The sequence below is a fragment of the Thiothrix winogradskyi genome (assembly GCF_021650935.1).
In the GTDB taxonomy this organism is placed as follows: domain Bacteria; phylum Pseudomonadota; class Gammaproteobacteria; order Thiotrichales; family Thiotrichaceae; genus Thiothrix; species Thiothrix winogradskyi.
In genome coordinates, this window is the sequence record NZ_CP091244.1 from 766,613 (window position 1) to 784,425 (window position 17,813).

At 49.5% G+C, this 17,813-nt stretch carries 15 protein-coding genes; 9 read left to right on the forward strand and 6 right to left on the reverse strand.

Going from position 1 to position 17,813, the window contains the following annotated elements:
- Positions 1-2: 2 nt before the first annotated feature.
- Together L2Y54_RS04055 and L2Y54_RS04060 are read right to left on the reverse strand one after the other, a co-directional pair.
- Positions 3-1,256, reverse strand: a complete 1,254-nt coding sequence (locus L2Y54_RS04055; protein ID WP_236499984.1) for a transketolase C-terminal domain-containing protein — start codon at positions 1,254-1,256, stop codon at positions 3-5.
- Positions 1,250-1,831: a 2-oxoacid:acceptor oxidoreductase family protein gene (locus L2Y54_RS04060; RefSeq protein WP_236499985.1), complete on the reverse strand. Its 582-nt coding sequence runs from the start codon at positions 1,829-1,831 to the stop codon at positions 1,250-1,252. The genes L2Y54_RS04055 and L2Y54_RS04060 overlap by 7 nt, the downstream gene beginning before the upstream one ends.
- 152 nt (positions 1,832-1,983) lie before the next feature.
- On the opposite strand from L2Y54_RS04060, the gene L2Y54_RS04065 reads away from it, so the two are divergent.
- Entirely contained in the window at positions 1,984-3,105 is a 1,122-nt protein-coding gene (locus L2Y54_RS04065; protein WP_236499986.1) for a PQQ-dependent sugar dehydrogenase, read from the forward strand.
- On the opposite strand, the gene L2Y54_RS04070 is transcribed toward L2Y54_RS04065, so the two are convergent.
- Positions 3,100-3,852 (reverse strand): autoinducer binding domain-containing protein, encoded by a 753-nt coding sequence (locus L2Y54_RS04070; protein WP_236499988.1) that lies wholly within the window; start codon positions 3,850-3,852, stop codon positions 3,100-3,102. The two genes, L2Y54_RS04065 and L2Y54_RS04070, sit on opposite strands and share 6 nt — an antisense overlap.
- Before the next feature lie 187 nt (positions 3,853-4,039).
- Between L2Y54_RS04070 and L2Y54_RS04075 the strand changes: the two genes are divergently transcribed.
- Both L2Y54_RS04075 and L2Y54_RS04080 read left to right on the forward strand, forming a co-directional pair.
- Positions 4,040-4,441: a hypothetical protein gene (locus L2Y54_RS04075; protein ID WP_236499990.1), complete on the forward strand. Its 402-nt coding sequence runs from the start codon at positions 4,040-4,042 to the stop codon at positions 4,439-4,441.
- Positions 4,434-4,856 (forward strand): HNH endonuclease, encoded by a 423-nt coding sequence (locus tag L2Y54_RS04080; protein WP_236499992.1) that lies wholly within the window; start codon positions 4,434-4,436, stop codon positions 4,854-4,856. Before L2Y54_RS04075 ends, L2Y54_RS04080 begins: the two co-directional genes overlap by 8 nt.
- A gap of 528 nt (positions 4,857-5,384) precedes the next feature.
- Here the strand turns inward: L2Y54_RS04080 and L2Y54_RS04085 are convergent.
- Positions 5,385-6,425 (reverse strand): IS5 family transposase, encoded by a 1,041-nt coding sequence (locus tag L2Y54_RS04085; protein WP_236497348.1) that lies wholly within the window; start codon positions 6,423-6,425, stop codon positions 5,385-5,387.
- Between the two features lie 657 nt (positions 6,426-7,082).
- On the opposite strand from L2Y54_RS04085, the gene L2Y54_RS04090 reads away from it, so the two are divergent.
- Together L2Y54_RS04090 and L2Y54_RS04095 are read left to right on the forward strand one after the other, a co-directional pair.
- Complete coding sequence (locus L2Y54_RS04090; protein WP_236499994.1) at positions 7,083-7,688, forward strand: hypothetical protein; 606 nt, start codon at positions 7,083-7,085, stop codon at positions 7,686-7,688.
- Between the two features lie 5 nt (positions 7,689-7,693).
- A complete protein-coding gene (locus L2Y54_RS04095; protein ID WP_236499995.1) occupies positions 7,694-8,380 on the forward strand; it encodes an SPOR domain-containing protein in 687 nt (228 codons plus the stop codon).
- A 179-nt stretch (positions 8,381-8,559) separates the two neighbouring features.
- Here the strand turns inward: L2Y54_RS04095 and L2Y54_RS04100 are convergent, their stop codons facing one another.
- The gene (locus L2Y54_RS04100; protein WP_236499998.1) at positions 8,560-9,024 is read right to left on the reverse strand and encodes a phosphate-starvation-inducible protein PsiE; all 465 of its coding nucleotides are present in this window, start codon (positions 9,022-9,024) and stop codon (positions 8,560-8,562) included.
- A gap of 181 nt (positions 9,025-9,205) precedes the next feature.
- Here L2Y54_RS04100 and L2Y54_RS04105 point away from each other — a divergent pair, with 181 nt between their 5' ends.
- The 4 genes from L2Y54_RS04105 to L2Y54_RS04120 all read left to right on the forward strand — a co-directional run bounded on the left by L2Y54_RS04105 (position 9,206) and on the right by L2Y54_RS04120 (position 15,185).
- Positions 9,206-12,106 carry a molybdopterin oxidoreductase family protein gene (locus L2Y54_RS04105; protein WP_236500000.1) on the forward strand — a complete coding sequence of 967 codons (2,901 nt, stop codon included), beginning with the start codon at positions 9,206-9,208 and terminating at the stop codon, positions 12,104-12,106.
- A gap of 1 nt (position 12,107) precedes the next feature.
- The gene (locus L2Y54_RS04110) at positions 12,108-12,839 is read left to right on the forward strand and encodes a 4Fe-4S dicluster domain-containing protein (protein ID WP_236500002.1); all 732 of its coding nucleotides are present in this window, start codon (positions 12,108-12,110) and stop codon (positions 12,837-12,839) included.
- A gap of 13 nt (positions 12,840-12,852) precedes the next feature.
- The gene (locus L2Y54_RS04115) at positions 12,853-13,830 is read left to right on the forward strand and encodes a dimethyl sulfoxide reductase anchor subunit family protein (RefSeq protein WP_236500004.1); all 978 of its coding nucleotides are present in this window, start codon (positions 12,853-12,855) and stop codon (positions 13,828-13,830) included.
- A 182-nt stretch (positions 13,831-14,012) separates the two neighbouring features.
- The gene (locus L2Y54_RS04120) at positions 14,013-15,185 is read left to right on the forward strand and encodes a hypothetical protein (protein WP_236500006.1); all 1,173 of its coding nucleotides are present in this window, start codon (positions 14,013-14,015) and stop codon (positions 15,183-15,185) included.
- Between the two features lie 74 nt (positions 15,186-15,259).
- On the opposite strand, the gene L2Y54_RS04125 is transcribed toward L2Y54_RS04120, so the two are convergent.
- Positions 15,260-17,689: a S8 family serine peptidase gene (locus L2Y54_RS04125; RefSeq protein ID WP_236500007.1), complete on the reverse strand. Its 2,430-nt coding sequence runs from the start codon at positions 17,687-17,689 to the stop codon at positions 15,260-15,262.
- Between the last annotated feature and the right edge of the window lie 124 nt (positions 17,690-17,813).

The following is a 17,813-nucleotide window of genomic DNA, read 5'->3' on the forward strand; positions in this document are numbered from 1 at the left end:
TCCTAGCGAATCTGACTGGCGACAGTGCCGACACTGTGCAGGATGTTTTCCGCAATCGGCCCGGAACGGCGTCCGGCTTCCATGCGGGCGATTTCCTCGTGGACGACATCGTGCTTGAGGTCGAGGAATTCCAGCCGTTCCAGATAGCCTGAATCCGCCCGGTGGAACAACTTGCGCAAGGAATCGCGAGTAATCGGTCTGCCGCCCAAGCCTGCCACCACGGTATGCACCGGCTTGTGCAAGCCTGCCACTGCCATTTGCACGTCGGTGGCAACGATGCCGCCAATGCCCAGCGCGAGGGATTTTTCCACTACTACAATGCGTTTGGCGTGTTCCAGCGCACTGCGTACTGCCTTGTGCGGGAACGGGCGGTAGGTGCAAATCGCCAGCGAGCCGATCGACATGCCTGCCTCTCGCAACTCATCCACTACATCCTTGATTGTGCCGTTGACCGAGCCGAGTGCGACCACGATGGTGTCGGCGTCTTCGCTGCGGTACGGTTTGACCAGCCCGCCGGAATCGCGCCCGAATTGCTCCTGGAAGGCTTCCGCCAATTCGGGGATCAGCCCCAATGCCTGCATCTGCTTGTAATGGGCGAGGTAGCGCACTTCCATAAAGGCTTCCGGCCCCACCATCGCGCCAATGGTGACGGGGTTAATGGGGTCAAGAAGTTGGCGCGGCTCGAACGGTGGCAGGTAAGCATCCACCTGCTCCTGCGCGGGAATATCCACTCGCTCATAAGCGTGGGTGAGGATGAAGCCATCCACGCACACCATCACCGGCACGGAAAGCTCTTCCGCCAGCCGGAATGCTTGAATGTGCAAATCGACCGCTTCCTGATTGGTTTCGGCGTAGAGCTGAATCCAGCCGGAATCGCGCATCGACAGGCTGTCCTGATGGTCGTTCCAGATATTGATCGGCGCACCGATAGCGCGGTTGCCAATGGTCATCACGATGGGTAAACCAAGGCCGGAGGCGTTGTAAACCGCTTCCGCCATGAACAGCAAGCCCTGGCTGGCGGTGGCGGTGTAAGCCCGCGCTCCGGCAGCACTGGCACCGATGGCGACTGACAGCGCGGCGAATTCGGATTCGACATTGATGAATTCACAGGGCTGGATTTCGCCACGATCCACCATTTGCCCCAGACCTTCCACAATGTGGGTCTGCGGGGTGATGGGGTAAGCGCAAATCACTTCCGGGCGGCACAGGCCGATGGCTTCGGCGATGGCTTGGGAGCCTTCGATCTGTTTCAGCATGGTTTTCCTCCCGGTAGGGTCGCCTGTACTTGGGCAAAGGCAGCTTGTGCGGCGGCGATATTCTGTTCGGCAATCTTGCCACTGAATTTTTGGCGGATGGCGGCTTGCAACGCTTCCATCTGGATCAGTCCGGTGAGCGCGGCAAAACCACCCAGCAAGGCGGCATTGGGCAACGGACGACCGATGTACTTGAGAGCCAGTTCGCTGGCGGGGATGACGCTGATGCGTTCGCCGGGGTGTGTCTGCAAAAAGGTGTCCAGCCCCAGTTCGCTTAGCGAATGGTTGGAATTGATGAGGATGTAACCGCGTTCCGCCAGCCCTTCAAACAGGTTGACCTGATGCAACAGACCGGGGTCTTGAATGATCAGCGCGTCGGGGGTGAGGACGGGTTCACGCAGGCGGATTTCCTTATCGTCGATGCGGCAAAACGCCATGACGGGTGCGCCCATGCGCTCGGAGCCGAAGCTGGGAAAGGCTTGTGAATGTTTGCCTTCGACAAAGGCGGCGATGGAGAGCATTTCGGCGGCAGTGACAACGCCCTGCCCACCACGCCCGTGGATTCTGACTTGAAACATGCGGTGCTTCCTCTCATGCGGGAAAACGGTGTGGTTTTATTATTTGCGGTTAGCCTAGCAGTGTTGCGCGGGGATTTGCTTGATGGATGTCGGGAAAACGGTGAATAGCTTCACTATACTCAAAGGGATGGCGCGTTTTGGCGGAGGTTTCGATGTCAACTTTTTCGCATGGCTTGGTTCGTAGGTTGTTGCCGGTAGTGCTGGTGTTCTTACTGGTTTTTTCTGCTTCGTTGGCGGCGCAATCGCTGACGGCGACCAAACTGGTTGATGAACTGGAACATCCGTGGGGCATGGTGTTTTTGCCCGATGGCGAGGTGTTGGTCAGTGAACGGGCAGGCAAATTGCGGCGTATTCAGGACAACACCTTATTGCCCAAGTCGGTGAGCGGTTTGCCTGAGATTGCGGAGCAAGGGCAAGGTGGCTTGTTGGGCTTGGCATTACACCCGCAGTTTGCGCAAAACCGTTGGTTATATTTGGCGTATGCGGCTGAAGGTGACGATGGTTACAGCACGCATTTGGCGCGTGGGCGCTATCAGGATGGCGCATTGACGCAAGTTGAGGTGTTGTTTGCCGCGACGCCACAATCGTTTAGTGGGCAACATTTCGGCGGGCGGATAGCGTTTGATCGTGCCGGTTACGTTTACCTGACGCTGGGGGATCGGGGGGAGCCTGACAATTCACAGATGTTGGAAAATCATGCGGGCAGCGTGATTCGCTTGCACGATGATGGGCGGATTCCGGCGGATAATCCTTTCGTGAATACTGCCGGGGCGCAGCCGGAAATCTATACCTATGGGCATCGAAATGTGCAGGGCATTGCGTTACACCCCACCACCGGGCAGGTGTGGACGGGCGAACACGGCCCGCAAGGTGGCGATGAAATCAATATTCTGCGAGTGGGCGCGAACTACGGTTGGCCGGTGATCACTTACGGCGAAGAATACGGCGGTGGCGAAGTCGGCGCTGGCTTAACCGAAAAGGCGGGCATGGAACAGCCTGTTTTGTATTGGACACCTTCGATTGCGCCCGCTGGCATGACGTTTTACACCGGAGACAAATACCCCGGCTGGCAAGGTAATTTGCTGGTCAGCGCCCTCAAGTTTGCATTGATTTCCCGCGTTACGCTGGATGGCAATCGCTATGTGGATGAGGAACGCTTGCTGGAAGACGAAATCGGGCGGATTCGGGATATTCAGCAAGCGCCGGATGGGTATTTGTATGTGCTGACGGATGAGAGTGATGGGGCGTTGTATCGGTTGGAGCCGGGTTCATAAATATTCGTGCATATTCACCATGCCGAGTATGTACAGGAGTTCATGCGTGGTGATATTGCCGAATTCTTGGCGGATACCGACCAATACTTTTTCCGCATAGCGTGGGGTGATACCCGATGTGTGCGGAATGCTTTTCATCGGTCTGCCCGTCAATACGTGTTTGAGCACCGTTTTTTGAGTCGCATTTAGGCTTTCCAATAAGGGCTGGATGAAAAAACGCAATGACTCTTTGGAATTGATCACCGAGGCGTGATAGTCGCTGGCAATGGTGGAGAGCCGTGCCAAGTGCGTTTTTTTCAGCTTGAGGAAATGCGCCAAGTTAGCGTCTTTGTTGATGACCGAAATTCCCGCGATTGCAAATGTGCCGCGCAATGCGGGGACAAAAAGGCCGTGTTGTATGCCAAAGTTTTGGCGGGCATCTTCGGTCACAGCGCGTTCTGTGGGAGTAACGTGACCGGCGTTAATTTCTTCCCACCAATCAATCGGCTTTTTCCAGTCTTGCAATGCCAAGCGCAGCACGAAATCACGGTTGCCGTAATTGTTCTCAAGGTAATGGGCGACGAAGGGGGCGAAACTGTCACTGTAGTGCAGCACGGGTTGCACGTCTTTGCTCAGGTACATGGGCTTGGGGTAAAACGAATACAGCACGCCGTCGAAACCCAAATCCGTGATGGTTTCGGTTAGGTTCGCGAAGGTTTCACCAAATAATGTGGAACAGGGTGTTGGGGAATGGGTTGGCTCAGTCATGAGGTTACGCCGTGACAGTAAACCTTAAGACTAATAGCAAATTTGCCTACGCTCGTCTATGTTGTTGATGATCTAACGTAATAATCTGCGATGCCTACTGGAAGTGTCCGCTTCTGGCGTAACTAATCCCTATTCCCTCCTCAACTGATATACTCCAACCATGTCATCACTTAACAGGTAAACACCCATGTCTACCATACAAATCACCTCGCAGGTTTCCACCGAAGACCTATTACATGGAGTGGAAAGCCTGCCGACCGAAGAACTTGAGCAGTTTGTTGCACGGGTACTGGCGCTGTGTGCCAGACGCAAAGCCAACAGCCTGAATGAACAGGAAAGCAAGTTGTTACAACTGATCAACCGCCCTGTTCCCGCCACCTTGCAAAGCCATTATGACCTGCTGGCACAGAAACAGCGGGCAAATACGCTAAGCGCAGATGAATATGCTGAACTACTTCAAGTCATTGAACAGATTGAAAAATTTGATGCTGAACGTGTGCAGCATCTCGTGACTTTGGCACAACTGCGTCAGGTATCGCTGGATAAGCTCATGCAAGATTTGGGTATACGGCAGCCCGATTATGTCTGAGTACATTTCTAAAATATTGCGGCTTGCGGTCGCGGAGCGGGCGAAGGGTTCTTGTGAATATTGCCTGAGCCAAGCCAGATTCGCTACCCAGTCTTTCGCTATCGACCATATCCACCCTGTCAGTTGGGGTGGAGCAACTGAGATGGATAATCTGGCGTTGGCTTGTTCCGGTTGTAATAGTTACAAAGCGAACAGGCTGGATGCCACTGACCCGGTAACACAGCGACAAGTGGCCTTGTATAACCCGCGCCAACACGACTGGAATGAACACTTTTGTTGGAGCAAAGATTTTCTTTTGGTCATCGGCTTGACCCCAATTGGGCGGGCAACAGTAGAAATTTTGCGTTTGAATCGTCCACCTTTGCTTAACTTGCGTCGCGCCTTGTACAGCTTGGGCGAACACCCACCAACGTAATTACTCAAATACATGGGCTTGGGGTAGAACGAGTACAGCACGCCGTCGAAACCCAAGTCCGTGATGATTTCGGTCAAGGTCGTGAAGGTTTCACCAAACAACGTGGAGCATGGCGTTGGGGAAGGGGGTGGCTCAGTCATGAGGGTTATACCGTGACAGTAAACCTTAAGACTAGTAGCAAATTTGCTTACGCTTGATCTACGTTGTTGATGTGTTTGTCTAGTGGCGCTTGGCAAAAGTATCATTTTATTTAGGTAAAATAATTTCTATTGATGTGTGGAAATTAAGCTTTGCTTCAGGTAAAGTTCAGTGCGTAAGTACGGGTAACTATTGCCCAGCCCCATATATGGGGTTTTATGTTCTTGCAACTATTACTGGGAACCTCTAAAAACCCGGCGTATTGCAACGGTTAGCGTTGGTCTATCGACATTTTGTTAAAAAAACACCAACCCATCTCAATTTTTAGCACACCAAGCCACAATCAGGTTGTTTTTCCGCATTTTTGCTGTTTTTTCGGGAATTTCTCCATCAAATGGGCACAACTCCGCCCTCTCTGAGCGAACAGAGCCGACGCAGGTTATACACGGTTGCTTTGATGCTGAGGCCGAATACTGCCCGTGCCAACCCAATGCTGCGGATGGCTTTGCCACCCATCGCACAGATTGACCCAAACACATGCTCAACCCGTGCGCGGGGTCTGGCGATGCGGGTGTTGCGGCGTTTCTGGCAGTCGGATTGCGGCTTGCCTTTCTTGGCTTTGTGCTGGATGTGTAACCGCCAGCTACCTTGGTTGAGGCGTTGTTCACGGGATTGGTCTTCATAACCTTTGTCCGCCCATACGTCACGGCTGGTGTTGGCTCGGTCAAGCACCGCTTCAAAATGGTTGGTGTCATGCTCTTTGGCGGTGCTGATGTGGCGTTTGCGGATGAGTTTGTATTTCCGATCGGCACTGATACTGAGTTTGTAGCCGTGGTAGCTTTTGCCGTGTTTTTTCGTCCAGCTTGCTTCCGTATCCTTTTGGCGACGTTGGGCAGGTGTCCAGCCAGCGGGTGTTGCCGCTTGTTCCAACAGCGCTTTTTCTTCTTTGTGGAAATGTTGTTTAGGGGCTTCCACCAGCGTGGCATCGACGATTTGACCACCACGGGCAATAAAACCGTGTTGTTGTAATTGCCGTTGGACGGCATCAAACAGGGCATCCGCACCACCTGCCGCGCTGATCCGTTCACGGAATACCCACAAGGTATTGGCATCCGGGATCGTGCTGGAATGACGCAGGCCACAAAACCGTTGGAACGACAGCCGGTCAAGCAATTGGTATTCCAATGCCTCGTCCGACAGGTTGTACAGGTGTTGCAACACCAAGACCCGTACCATCAGTTCCGTTGGGTAGGGTGGACGGCCTCCTCGCTTGTCACTTGGGCGTGGGGCGATGTGGTCGATTTCTGCTGCCAAGGCGACAAAGTTGACGTGCTGGTTCAGCGTGGACAGCAGGTCGCCCTTGCGGTCGAGTTTCTGTTCACGCTCTTCGGCGGCAAACAGACTGGTTTTGATGGCACTTTTCTTGGGCATGGCTAGTAACGGGGCGGTGGCTCAGATGAGCATTTTCTCACATTTGTGTGGGTATCAGTGGGTTTTTAGAGGTTCCCTACTCTCTACTCAACGGGCTTAAACAACATGAACATCCGAATTGTATCTTTGTGCTTTGCACTAGGGTTGGTTGGCTGCAACTCTAATCCAGTGGTTTCTGATATAGCTTCAGCTACACTGGCGGCGACTGGTACTGCTGCTAAACCTGTTCCTGTCGTTACTACTCCTACAAGTGTAACGATACCCCACATATCCAATTCATCATCTGCGCATAGTGGTTCTACTCATAAGGTCGCATCTGATAGTTCGTTTCATCAATATCGTTGTGCTGACCTAACTGACTCACAGGCTCAGGTACTTATGGAAGCTGGTCATAGATACCTTGATGCAGATGGGGACGGAGATGCTTGTGAACCTGATCCAAGAAGAGATTATGCACCTATTCCAGCAAAGTCTTCTGATGGTAACTGTCATTGGGTTGAAGGTTATACCCGTAAGAATGGTACTAAGGTTCGTGGACATAAACGCTGTCGGTAGTTAACAAGCTATAGTAAAGATTAATTATCAAAGTTACTCAGATAGCAATTAATTTATGCAATTTTTTACATGAACGATAAACCAAAATAGTGAGATAAATCTATGAGTTTTGGACGCATTATGACTTTTGTTTTTGGGGGGGGGATGTTGGCATGGGTGGCATCACATCCTGTTGAGTCTATGGAGATTGTCAGTATGGCAGTTTCTGCGGTAAAAGATTTAATATCAATTTCCGATGGAGAAGAAGATAAAAAAGAAAAAGACCCAGCATCTCAATCTCAAGTCGCTAACGGCAACGAAAATATGCAGCAGTCTGGTGCTGGAAATTATCAGGCTGGAAGAGATTTGACGGTAAATAATGGGGTTCCATATTCTACATCAAGTTTTTACAACCCAAAACAATCATCTCAACTTAATGGCAATGGTTTAATTGAAAAAATTGATTTGCAAGGGAAAATTGATGAGCAAGTATGTGCTCATCGTAATTTTTTGGTAAAAATTAGTATAGAAAATCATCAATCTCCAAAACCAACAGTAACTGTAGAATGTGGGTCTAGTTTTACAATTAAAGATGTAGAGGGTATAAGAAATAACACAGTACGCTATACCGCATCCGCACTAGATGGTAGATTAGTTGATTCTGATAATTTCACGCTATGGGGAACTATGGATACAAACATTGTTAATCTTAAGAAATCAAGGAATTAATCAATATGAATCAATTGAATGTTTTTTTAAAATTAAGTTTTTTATTCGTTTGTTTTTTCCCAATCAAGTCTTTATCAGATGATTCGTTGAAAGTAAAGATTATTGGAATGGGAGAAACTGGAAATGAAAAATTTCTTTCAAATTTGATTGAGGTGAAAGTAACGGGGTTACAATGGAATGACAAAAAAACTGCCACACAAATAAGAGAAAGCAACGATGGTATTCTTTACTTTCCTAACCCAACTGTTGAACCTGGAGGTAAAATTACAGTAAATGTAGTTGCTAATGGATGGGAAATGTTAGAACCAACCAATGGAGTTTTTTATAGACCTTATGACTTAAATAATGAGGTTGTTGCCATAAAGATGGTTACAAATCAATCAAGGGTAAATTTAAGTAGTTTGGCAGGTAGCTTTACTAATATTTATCACAGTGATTCGGATTTGCAGTATTATGTGCAGGTTATGGCATCTAAAAGTTTAGATGGGGCAGTTGAGGTACAACAAACTTTAATAAATAATCAATTTAAAAATGCAACGTATATCGAAGCTCAAAGAGCAGATTTACCTGACATGGATAAGCTCTATAAAGTTATTGTTGGCCCTTTTGAATCTAGAAAAAGTGCAGAGGATAGTTTGGCAAAAATTGAGTCTTTGGGTGCATTTGAAAAGCCATTCATAATGCTACATTAAACTCTCATGTTAGCTGCCAAATCCCGTCCCGACAGATCATTTGCTTTAGGGCTTCGCTATGCAGCACTGCGATTAAGTTAAGCCCAGTAGTCGGACTTTAGTCCGACATTCCCTAGGTTTGTTGAGGGAGATTGTCGGGCTGAAGCCCGACCTACAGTCAGCCGCAAAAACGGAGGGTATCACGAAATCTTCGTCCCGCTGGTGTCACTCAAATTCTGGCGTTTCAGCCCTAGCTCTTCCGTGGGGGATACCTTGCTTTCGCTGTAGCGCAGGATAAACGCCGCGATTGACAGTAATAGGATTGCCGCCACAATCGTGATGATTTTTATATTGTCGAAATCTTTCAGGTCAATCGCCAAATAGCGCGTCAGCGCGGTCATGGAGATGAACAGCAGAAAAATGACCGGCAGCCGATGGGTGCGGAAGAAGATGCCGACCATTGCCCCCAATTCCAGATAGATGAACAGCAGCAGGATGTCATCCAGACTCGCGTAGGGCTTACGCATAATAATATCCACATAGGCATGGGCAGCCGACCACACAATCGTGCCACCGATCACAAACAAACCCAGCACGTGGAAAACCTCTACCGCTAGATCCCCCACTTTTTCCAAAAAATGCCCTGCGTTGCGTATTCTGTGCATGGTGTTATCTCCTCTGTGATAGTTAGGATTAAAGCACAACTATCCCTTGTGGGTGGCGTTATCTTTTCATAGAGAAAATCTATTGATATAGATAATTTTTATTATTGATTCCTTGACCTATCTCAAGCACTATCCGTGTAATGCTGTATTTCAGTAATTCCTTATTTAGTTACCTACTGATATGACTACCCAAACAAATCAAGCAACCGAAATCAAAAGCACCACCTGCTACATGTGTGCCTGCCGCTGCGGCATCAATGTCCACCTCAAAAACGGTGAGGTGAAATACATTGAAGGCAACCCTGACCATCCGCTCAATAAGGGCGTAATTTGTGCCAAGGGTTCATCCGGCATTATGAAGCAGTATTCGCCTGCCCGCCTGACCATGCCGTTGCGTCGCAAGGCCAACGCGACCCGTGGCGAAGGGCAATTTGAAGCGATTACGTGGGAAGAAGCCTTCGACACCCTCGAAACCCGCCTGCGCCACATCCGCGCCACTGACCCGAAAAAGTTCGGGCTATTCACCGGACGTGACCAGATGCAAGCCCTCACCGGCTTGTTCGCCAAGCAATTCGGTACGCCGAACTACGCGGCACACGGTGGTTTCTGCTCCGTCAATATGGCGGCAGGCATGATCTACACCATCGGCGGTTCGTTCTGGGAATTTGGCGGTCCCGACCTGCACCACGCCAAATTGTTCGTGATGATCGGTACGGCGGAAGACCACCATTCCAACCCGCTGAAAATTGAGCTGGCAGAGTTCAAACGCAACGGCGGGCGCATGATTGCGATCAACCCGGTGCGCACGGGCTATGCAGCGGTGGCGGATGAGTGGATTCCGATCCGCCCCGGCACGGATGGCGCATTGCTGTTGGCGATTACGCGCGAAATTATCGAGCAAGGTTTATACGACCGCGACTTTGTGGTGAATTACACCAACGGCCCGGAACTGGTCAACCTTGACCCGAAAAACCGCGAATACGGCATGTTCCTGCGCTTTGAAGTGCCGTTGGAAGAAGGCTGTTTTGACCCGCAAAACAAGCTGTGGTGGGATAAAGACCTCAATAAGCCGATTTCGACACACACGCCGGGCGCTGACCCGTTCCTCATTGGCGAATTCAAGCTCAAAGATGGCACGCCGGTTAAACCCGCGTTCCAATTGCTGCGTGAGCGTGTCGAATCGTACACGGCGGAATGGGCAGAAGACATTACCGGCATTCCGGCGAAAACCATCAAGCGCTTGGCGCACGAGATGGGCATCACGGCGCGTGACCAGAAAATCGAATTGCCGATTGCGTGGACAGACGTGTGGGGCAATGAGCATGATCACGTTACCGGCAATCCGGTGGCGTTCCATGCGATGCGCGGCTTGGCAGCGCATTCCAACGGTTTCCAAAGCATTCGGGCGTTAAGCATTCTGATGTCGTTGCTGGGGACGATTGACCGCCCCGGTGGTTTCCGCCACAAAGCACCGTACCCGCGCCCGATTCCGCCTTGCCCGAAAACAGGCACATCGCCGGATGCGGTCAAACCGAATACCCCGCTGGATGGAATGCCGTTGGGCTGGCCTGCTGACCCGGATGATTTGTTCGTCGATGACAAGGGCGAGCCGGTGCGGATCGACAAGGGTTTCTCGTGGGAATACCCGCTGTCGGTACACGGTTTGATGCACAACGTCATTACCAACGCATGGCGCGGCGACCCATACAAGCTCGATACCTTGCTGATTTTCATGGCGAACATGGCGTGGAATTCCTCGATGAACACTACCGAAGTCCGCGATATGCTCAAGGACAAGGATGAGAACGGCGAGTATAAAATCCCGTTTCTCGTGGTGTGCGATGCGTTCCATTCGGAAATGACCGCGTTTGCCGATTTGATCCTGCCGGATACTACGTATCTGGAACGCTACGATGTCATGTCGATGTTGGATCGTCCGATTTCTGAATACGACGGCCCGGTGGATTCGGTGCGGATTCCGATCCTGCCGCCAACCGGGCAGTGCAAACCGTTCCAAGAAGTGTTGATTGAGCTGGGTTCACGCTTAGGTTTTCCCGCGTTCACCGATAAAGACGGCAAGCGTAAATTCCGTGACTACCCCGATTTCATTGTCAATTTTGAAACCGCACCGGGGTCTGGCATTGGTTTCTTGAGCGGCTGGCGTGGGCAGAATGGGCAAAAAACCATGCGCGGTGAACCCAACCCGAACCAGTGGGAACAGTACGCTAAGAACAATTGTATGCACCATACCGTGATGCCGAAGTCGTACCAGTACATGCGTAACTGGAACGCGGGCTACCTGCAATGGGCGAAAGACAACGGCATGATACGTCACGCCGAGCCGATCAATATTCACCTGTATTCTGAGGTGTTGCACAAATTCCGCCGCGCTGCGCAAGGCATTTCGCACGGCAAGCAGCCGCCGGAACGTTTGCGTAAACGGGTGGAACGTTTCTTCGATGCGCTGCCGTTCTACCATGAGCCGCTCGAAAACGAGATGATCAATAAGCAGGATTTCCCGCTGAGTGCGTTGACCCAGCGTCCGATGGCGATGTATCACTCGTGGGATTCGCAGAATGCGTGGTTGCGCCAGATTCACGCGCACAACTATTTGCACATGCACCCCAGCGTCGGCGAAAAGTACGGTTTTGAAGACGGCGATTGGATTTGGGTGGAATCCACCCACGGGCGCGTGCGTTGCGAAGCGCGTTACTCGCAATCGGTCGAGCCAAACACGGTGTGGACTTGGAACGCAATTGGTAAAGCCTCTGGTGCGTGGGGTCTGGAAAAAGATGCCAACGAATGCACCCGTGGTTTCTTGCTGAATCACATTATCGGCGAAGAGCTACCCAATCAGGCGGAAGGCGAACACCTTTCCAATTCCGACCCGATTACCGGGCAGGCAGCATGGTTCGATGTGCGCGTCAAAGTCTACAAAGCGGACAAGAAAGAGCAAGGCTCGACCTTCCCGCAATTCCCGACTCAGCCGCGTTACCCCGGCATGGCGAAGCCTGTGGGCAAGTGGCTGACCTTCGTGGGTGGTTCTGGCAAATTCAAGAACATGTTCAAAGGGGGTAAGTAAGATGACCCAGTTGGCTTTGGTAATTGACCTGAATGTGTGCGTCGGCTGTAGCGCCTGCGTCACCTCGTGCAAAGAATGGAACACCTCCAGCGAAGGCGGCGGTGGCATGGTGGACAAAAACCCGTATGGCAAAGACCCGACGGGAACGTTCTTCAACCGCGTGCAAACTTTTGAAGTGGGCGAATACCCCAACGTCGAAACGGTGCATTTCCCGAAAAGCTGTTTGCATTGCGAAGATCCACCGTGCGTGCCGGTTTGCCCGACGGGTGCAAGCTACAAGCGCAAGGAAGACGGCATTGTGTTGGTCGATTACGACAAGTGCATTGGCTGTAAGTATTGCTCATGGGCGTGCCCTTACGGTGCGCGTGAAATCGACGAAAAGCAGAAGGTGATGAAGAAATGCACCTTGTGCGTCGACCGCATTTACGACACGACCTTGCGCGAAGACCGTCGCAAACCGGCGTGTGTGTTGGCTTGCCCAACCAGTGCGCGGCTGTTTGGTGATGTGCATGACCCGATGTCGGAAGTATCGGTGGCAATTAATGAACGTGGCGGTTATCAGTTGATGCCGGAATGGGGGACGCGCCCGTCTAACCATTACCTGCCTCGGCGTAAGATGAAGTCTCAGGTGACTGAGGAATCCTTGAACCGTATTGATAACCCGTTGAAGAAAGAAGAACAGCGTGCGCCAGTCAGCTCTGACTTGCCATCGTTGGACGACTTCCTGTTCTAAGGAGATTGGATTTATGCATCCTGCTTTTTCGGTCATTTTTTTGACCACATTGATTGGTGCGGGTCAGGGCTTGTTTCTGGCGCTGTACACGGGTCAGGTCTATAACACGTTTGGGGTGGTGGGTGATGCCATGTCGCCGCAAGCGTTATACGTTGCTGGCACGGTGATTGTGACGGTGCTCATGGGCTTGGGTTTGTTTGCCTCGTTTTTCCATTTGGGAAGACCGGAGCGGGCTTGGCGAGCAGCGACCATGTGGCGTACTTCGTGGTTGGCGCGTGAAGTGATTGTGTTGCCTGCGTTTGCGGGGATGGCGTTCGTTTGGGGTGCGCTACACTATTTGGGGATTGATCCGGTCGTGTTTACTACGGGGACGGTGGAAGTCAAACTTACCTTATTGGTGGGTCTGGTGGCGGGTGTACTGGCATTCTTGCTGTATATTTGTACGGGGATGATTTACGCGGCGATTAAGTTCATTCAGGAATGGGCTACGCCGTTGACGATTGTGAACTACACGCTGTTGGGTTTGGCTTCGGGGTTCTCGCTGGCGGCGGCGTTGAGTGCGCATTACTGTAGCAGCTTGGTGGATGCGTATGCGCTGTGGGCGTTGGTGTTTACCTTGCTGGGCTTTGTGAGCCGTATGTTTGCGTTGCGTCGTAATGCTCGCCTCAAATATAAGAGCACGGCTTGCACCGCCATTGGGGTACGTCACCCGAAGATTACCCAGATTTCACAGGGGGCAATGGGTGGCTCGTTCAATACCCGTGAGTTTTTCCATCATAAAAGCCTGCAATTCATGCAAGGGATCAAGGTGTTTTTCTTGATCATGGTGTTTATTGTGCCGGTGACGCTGGTGGTGATTGGCTGGTCGAATCAGTTGGCGGTGGTCTTGCTGGCGGCGGCCTTGATTCAGTACGTGGGCTTGCTGGCAGAACGCTGGTTCTTCTTCGCACAGGCGAATCATCCGCAGAATCTTTACTATCAGGCAACGTGATCGTAGTCTGATATGCAGAGATTAAAACGCCCGCTGATGCGGGCGTTTTTGTGTGCGCATAATTGCCGTTAGTCATTTCTTTAAGACCGCTCACAACTTTTATGTTGGCGGCTTCAGGCAGGATTTTACTGTAATTGGTACACTAAAAGTCACAATTTTTCAGTAAAAAGGAGTTTATTATCATGTTCATGATTAATAATCAAAACGCCTGCTCACAGAGCAGGGCTAATGACATTCTTGACAAAAAACAAGTCAAAGAAATCAATGCTAAGTTAGGTAAGAGCCGTTCTGCTGCAATGCAGGGTGATTCCGCTAATAGGAGTCAACTTATGCGGATGATTTCCAATATTATCAGCCAATTGATGGGACAACTGGGAACAGAAAATACCCATAATGCTAAACCATCAGGCTGTCATTGCAAGCCTGATCAGCCTGCTACCAATGAGCCGCCTACCGTAAATACCATTAATGGTAGCTATGCGCTTAAAAGCTATCTCTCCAGTTTTTATTCCAGTGCTGCCACTATTCAGGATGTGAACGGCGACGGCAAGATCAGCGCGGGGGACAGACTGGATTACGGAGCAGGTGAAGAAGCCTTGCGCTACGTCACCATTGACCAGCCACGAGCGGACGCGCTTAATGAACTCAATGCTTTAACTGATCCTGGTGCTTATGTTATTCCCGGTGTTCAAGGTACGATTACCCCTAATGCAGCACAGCGCAGCTACTTGGATACTCATTACTCAAGTAATGCTGAACTGTATGAAAGAAACGGTGATGGCAAGATCAGTGCCGGAGATAGCCTAGGTTATCAGGATGCCCAAGGTACTAGACAAACCATCATCATTAGCCAAGCATTGGCTGAGAAGTTGAATGATCCAAATCTTGACCCTGGTGGTCTTTCCAGCCCACCGGGCGAGGTTGGTCATCAGGCATTGGATTTAGACACTAAAGTAAGGACATTTTTGGATGCAAACTATTTCAATGCCAACATCATTGATAATGATGATGATGGCAAGATCAGTATAGGGGATTCTCTGACCTACAAAGATATTAGCGGTAATTTCCAGACACAATCTATCGATCAGGCATTGGCTGAGAAGTTGAATGATCCAAATCTTGACCCTGGTGGTCTTTCCAGCCCACCGGGCGAGGTTGGTCATCAGGCATTGGATTTAGACACTAAAGTAAGGGCATTTTTGGATGCAAACTATTTCAATGCCAACATCATTGATAATGATGATGATGGCAAGATCAGTATAGGGGATTCTCTGACCTACAAAGATATTAGCGGTAATTTCCAGACACAATCTATCGATCAGGCATTGGCTGAGAAGTTGAATGGATTGGAATGAGCGCATCGTTATCGTTTTAAAAGTCAACGTCCCGTTACCTAGGTTAACGGGACGCATAAACTAAGACTCAAAAACTAGTTTACTGTAAAGTTCAGCAAGCTTGTTTCGGGCCATGTGCCACTGGACTGAGGTGCTTGCACTTTCCACACGGCTGCACCGGGAGCAAAATCAACTGGTGAGGTATAACTGCAAGTACCTGATGCACAGTTTGCCGCAGTAGCTGAGATCGTTTGATAAACCACATACGGCCAGTCAAGCGAGGTATTGTCCGCAATCACCCAATAGTCGGTTTGCCCCGGTAACGGAGTCCAAGTGAAGGTAGGGCGCACTCCCGTGGTAGTACCGTTCGGGGTCAGACCTTGGAACGTACCGCCACCCGTACCACTATCAACCGTAAAGTTCAGCAAGCTTGTTTCGGGCCATGCGCCACTGGACTGAGGTGCTTGCACTTTCCACACGGCTGCACCGGGAGCAAAATCAACTGGTGAGGTATAACTGCAAGTACCTGATGCACAGTTTGCCGCAGTAGCTGAGATCGTTTGATAAACCACATACGGCCAGTCAAGCGAGGTGTTGTCCGCAATCACCCAATAGTCGGTTTGCCCCGGTAACGGAGTCCAAGTGAAGGTAGGGCGTATTCCCGTGGTAGTACCGTTCGGGGTCAGACCTTGGAACGTACCGCCACCCGTACCACTATCAACCGTAAAGTTCAGCAAGCTTGTTTCGGGCCATGCGCCACTGGACTGAGGTGCTTGCACTTTCCACACGGCTGCACCGGGAGCAAAATCAACTGGTGAGGTATAACTGCAAGTACCTGATGCACAGTTTGCCGCAGTAGCTGAGATCGTTTGATAAACCACATACGGCCAGTCAAGCGAGGTGTTGTCCGCAATCACCCAATAGTCGGTTTGCCCCGGTAACGGAGTCCAAGTAAAGGTAGGGCGTATTCCCGTGGTAGTACCGTTCGGGGTCAGACCTTGGAACGTAGTATTGCCGTTAGAAATAAGTGTTAAAGCATTGCCAACATCTATGCGAGAAATAGTATAGATTCCACCTGCTCTTTGATCAAAAACGCTAGTTCCTGAATTTTTAAGAGCGGTTAACATACTATCAACTGAAAGTGTATTATTTTTCGATCTTAAAATAGCAAAAGCTCCAGCTACGTGAGGAGCTGCCTGAGAAGTTCCCGATAGATCAGCAGTAGCGGTTGAGTTTGATGAATATGAAGAAATGATTCTAGAACCAGGAGCTAGCAAATCTGTTTCCGCACCAATATTGGAATCAATAGCAACATCATCTGTATAATACGGGACTCCAGGCTCTGCGGTATAATATAGCGGAGCAGTAGTTGATATTGTATTTCCTACACTTATCGCACTGGAGATACACGCTGGAAAAGTCATCCCATTTTTTAATGATGTATTACCAGATGCAATGACGGTAGCAATTTCATGTGACCGCAATTGATTTATAGCATCTGTCACCAAGCTGTTAAGATTGTCACATGTTCCAGAATATAACTGTCCTGTATTCTGAATACTCATATTTACAGAGCTGATTGCAAATTGATTTCTTAAGTCATCAACTCTCAGCAAAGCATTGGCTATATCTGTATTATAATGTGTTATAAATGAGTTGCCATTATTATCATAAACCTGTGTAGCCGTTTTAATGGCTATTAGATTACTATCCTTTGCTACACCATTTAATTGACCACTATTACCAACTGCAATACCTGCAACATGAGTCCCATGCCCACATCCATCAATAGTTAAAGGACAATCGTTACCTGATCCAACTGAAAATGAAGATGACGCACCGTTAGGACAAAGTGAGGTACCCCCACCAGACCCTGAGAAGCAAGCCTCAGAAACAATCTTGTTACTGAAAAAGACATGATCTGTACGAACTCCTGTATCTATGACCGCCACAGTTTGACCTTCACCTGAATATCCTTGTTCATAGGCTAAGTTTCCACCTATTAATGGTACACTTCCACTTAGTGCTCCTTTTAATGGGATATCTTCAAAAATAGATATTACATTCGGATTATTCGCTAGCGCATTGATCATCTGTTCATTCGCTAAAGTAGCCACATAAGGTAATGAGTTAAAACTCGTGACTTTGGCTTTTGCATCTACTTTTTTTATCTCTTTCGACACTTCATCGCCAGATTTTTTAATATTATCACGCTGTTCTTTGATTTTATCAGGCTTCAACATGCCCTCTGGCTTATGGGAAATTTTTAATTTAACAATTACAGGAATTTTGCCTTCTTTTCTTGCATTATCCTTAAGCTTATCGACTTGTTGTGCAAAGTTGCTGTCTTTTTCTGGTACTTCAGATCCTATCGAAACAGAGGTAAATCCAATAGGAGTGAAGGGAGCTTCTTTTTCTGGTAAATCAGCAGCCAATGTAATATTCATCGCGCTGAACAGTATGGTAGCTAATGGAATTAGATGTCGAATAGTATTCATTTCAAGCCCTGCTTTTGGTTGTTGCATAAGAGACTGACTATTTATACAAGTCAAATACATGGTATATTAATGTTACATTTTTATGTGTGATCATTAATATACATATTTTATAATTCATTGATTAAATTTAGTCAATAGTCTTAATCAAAAA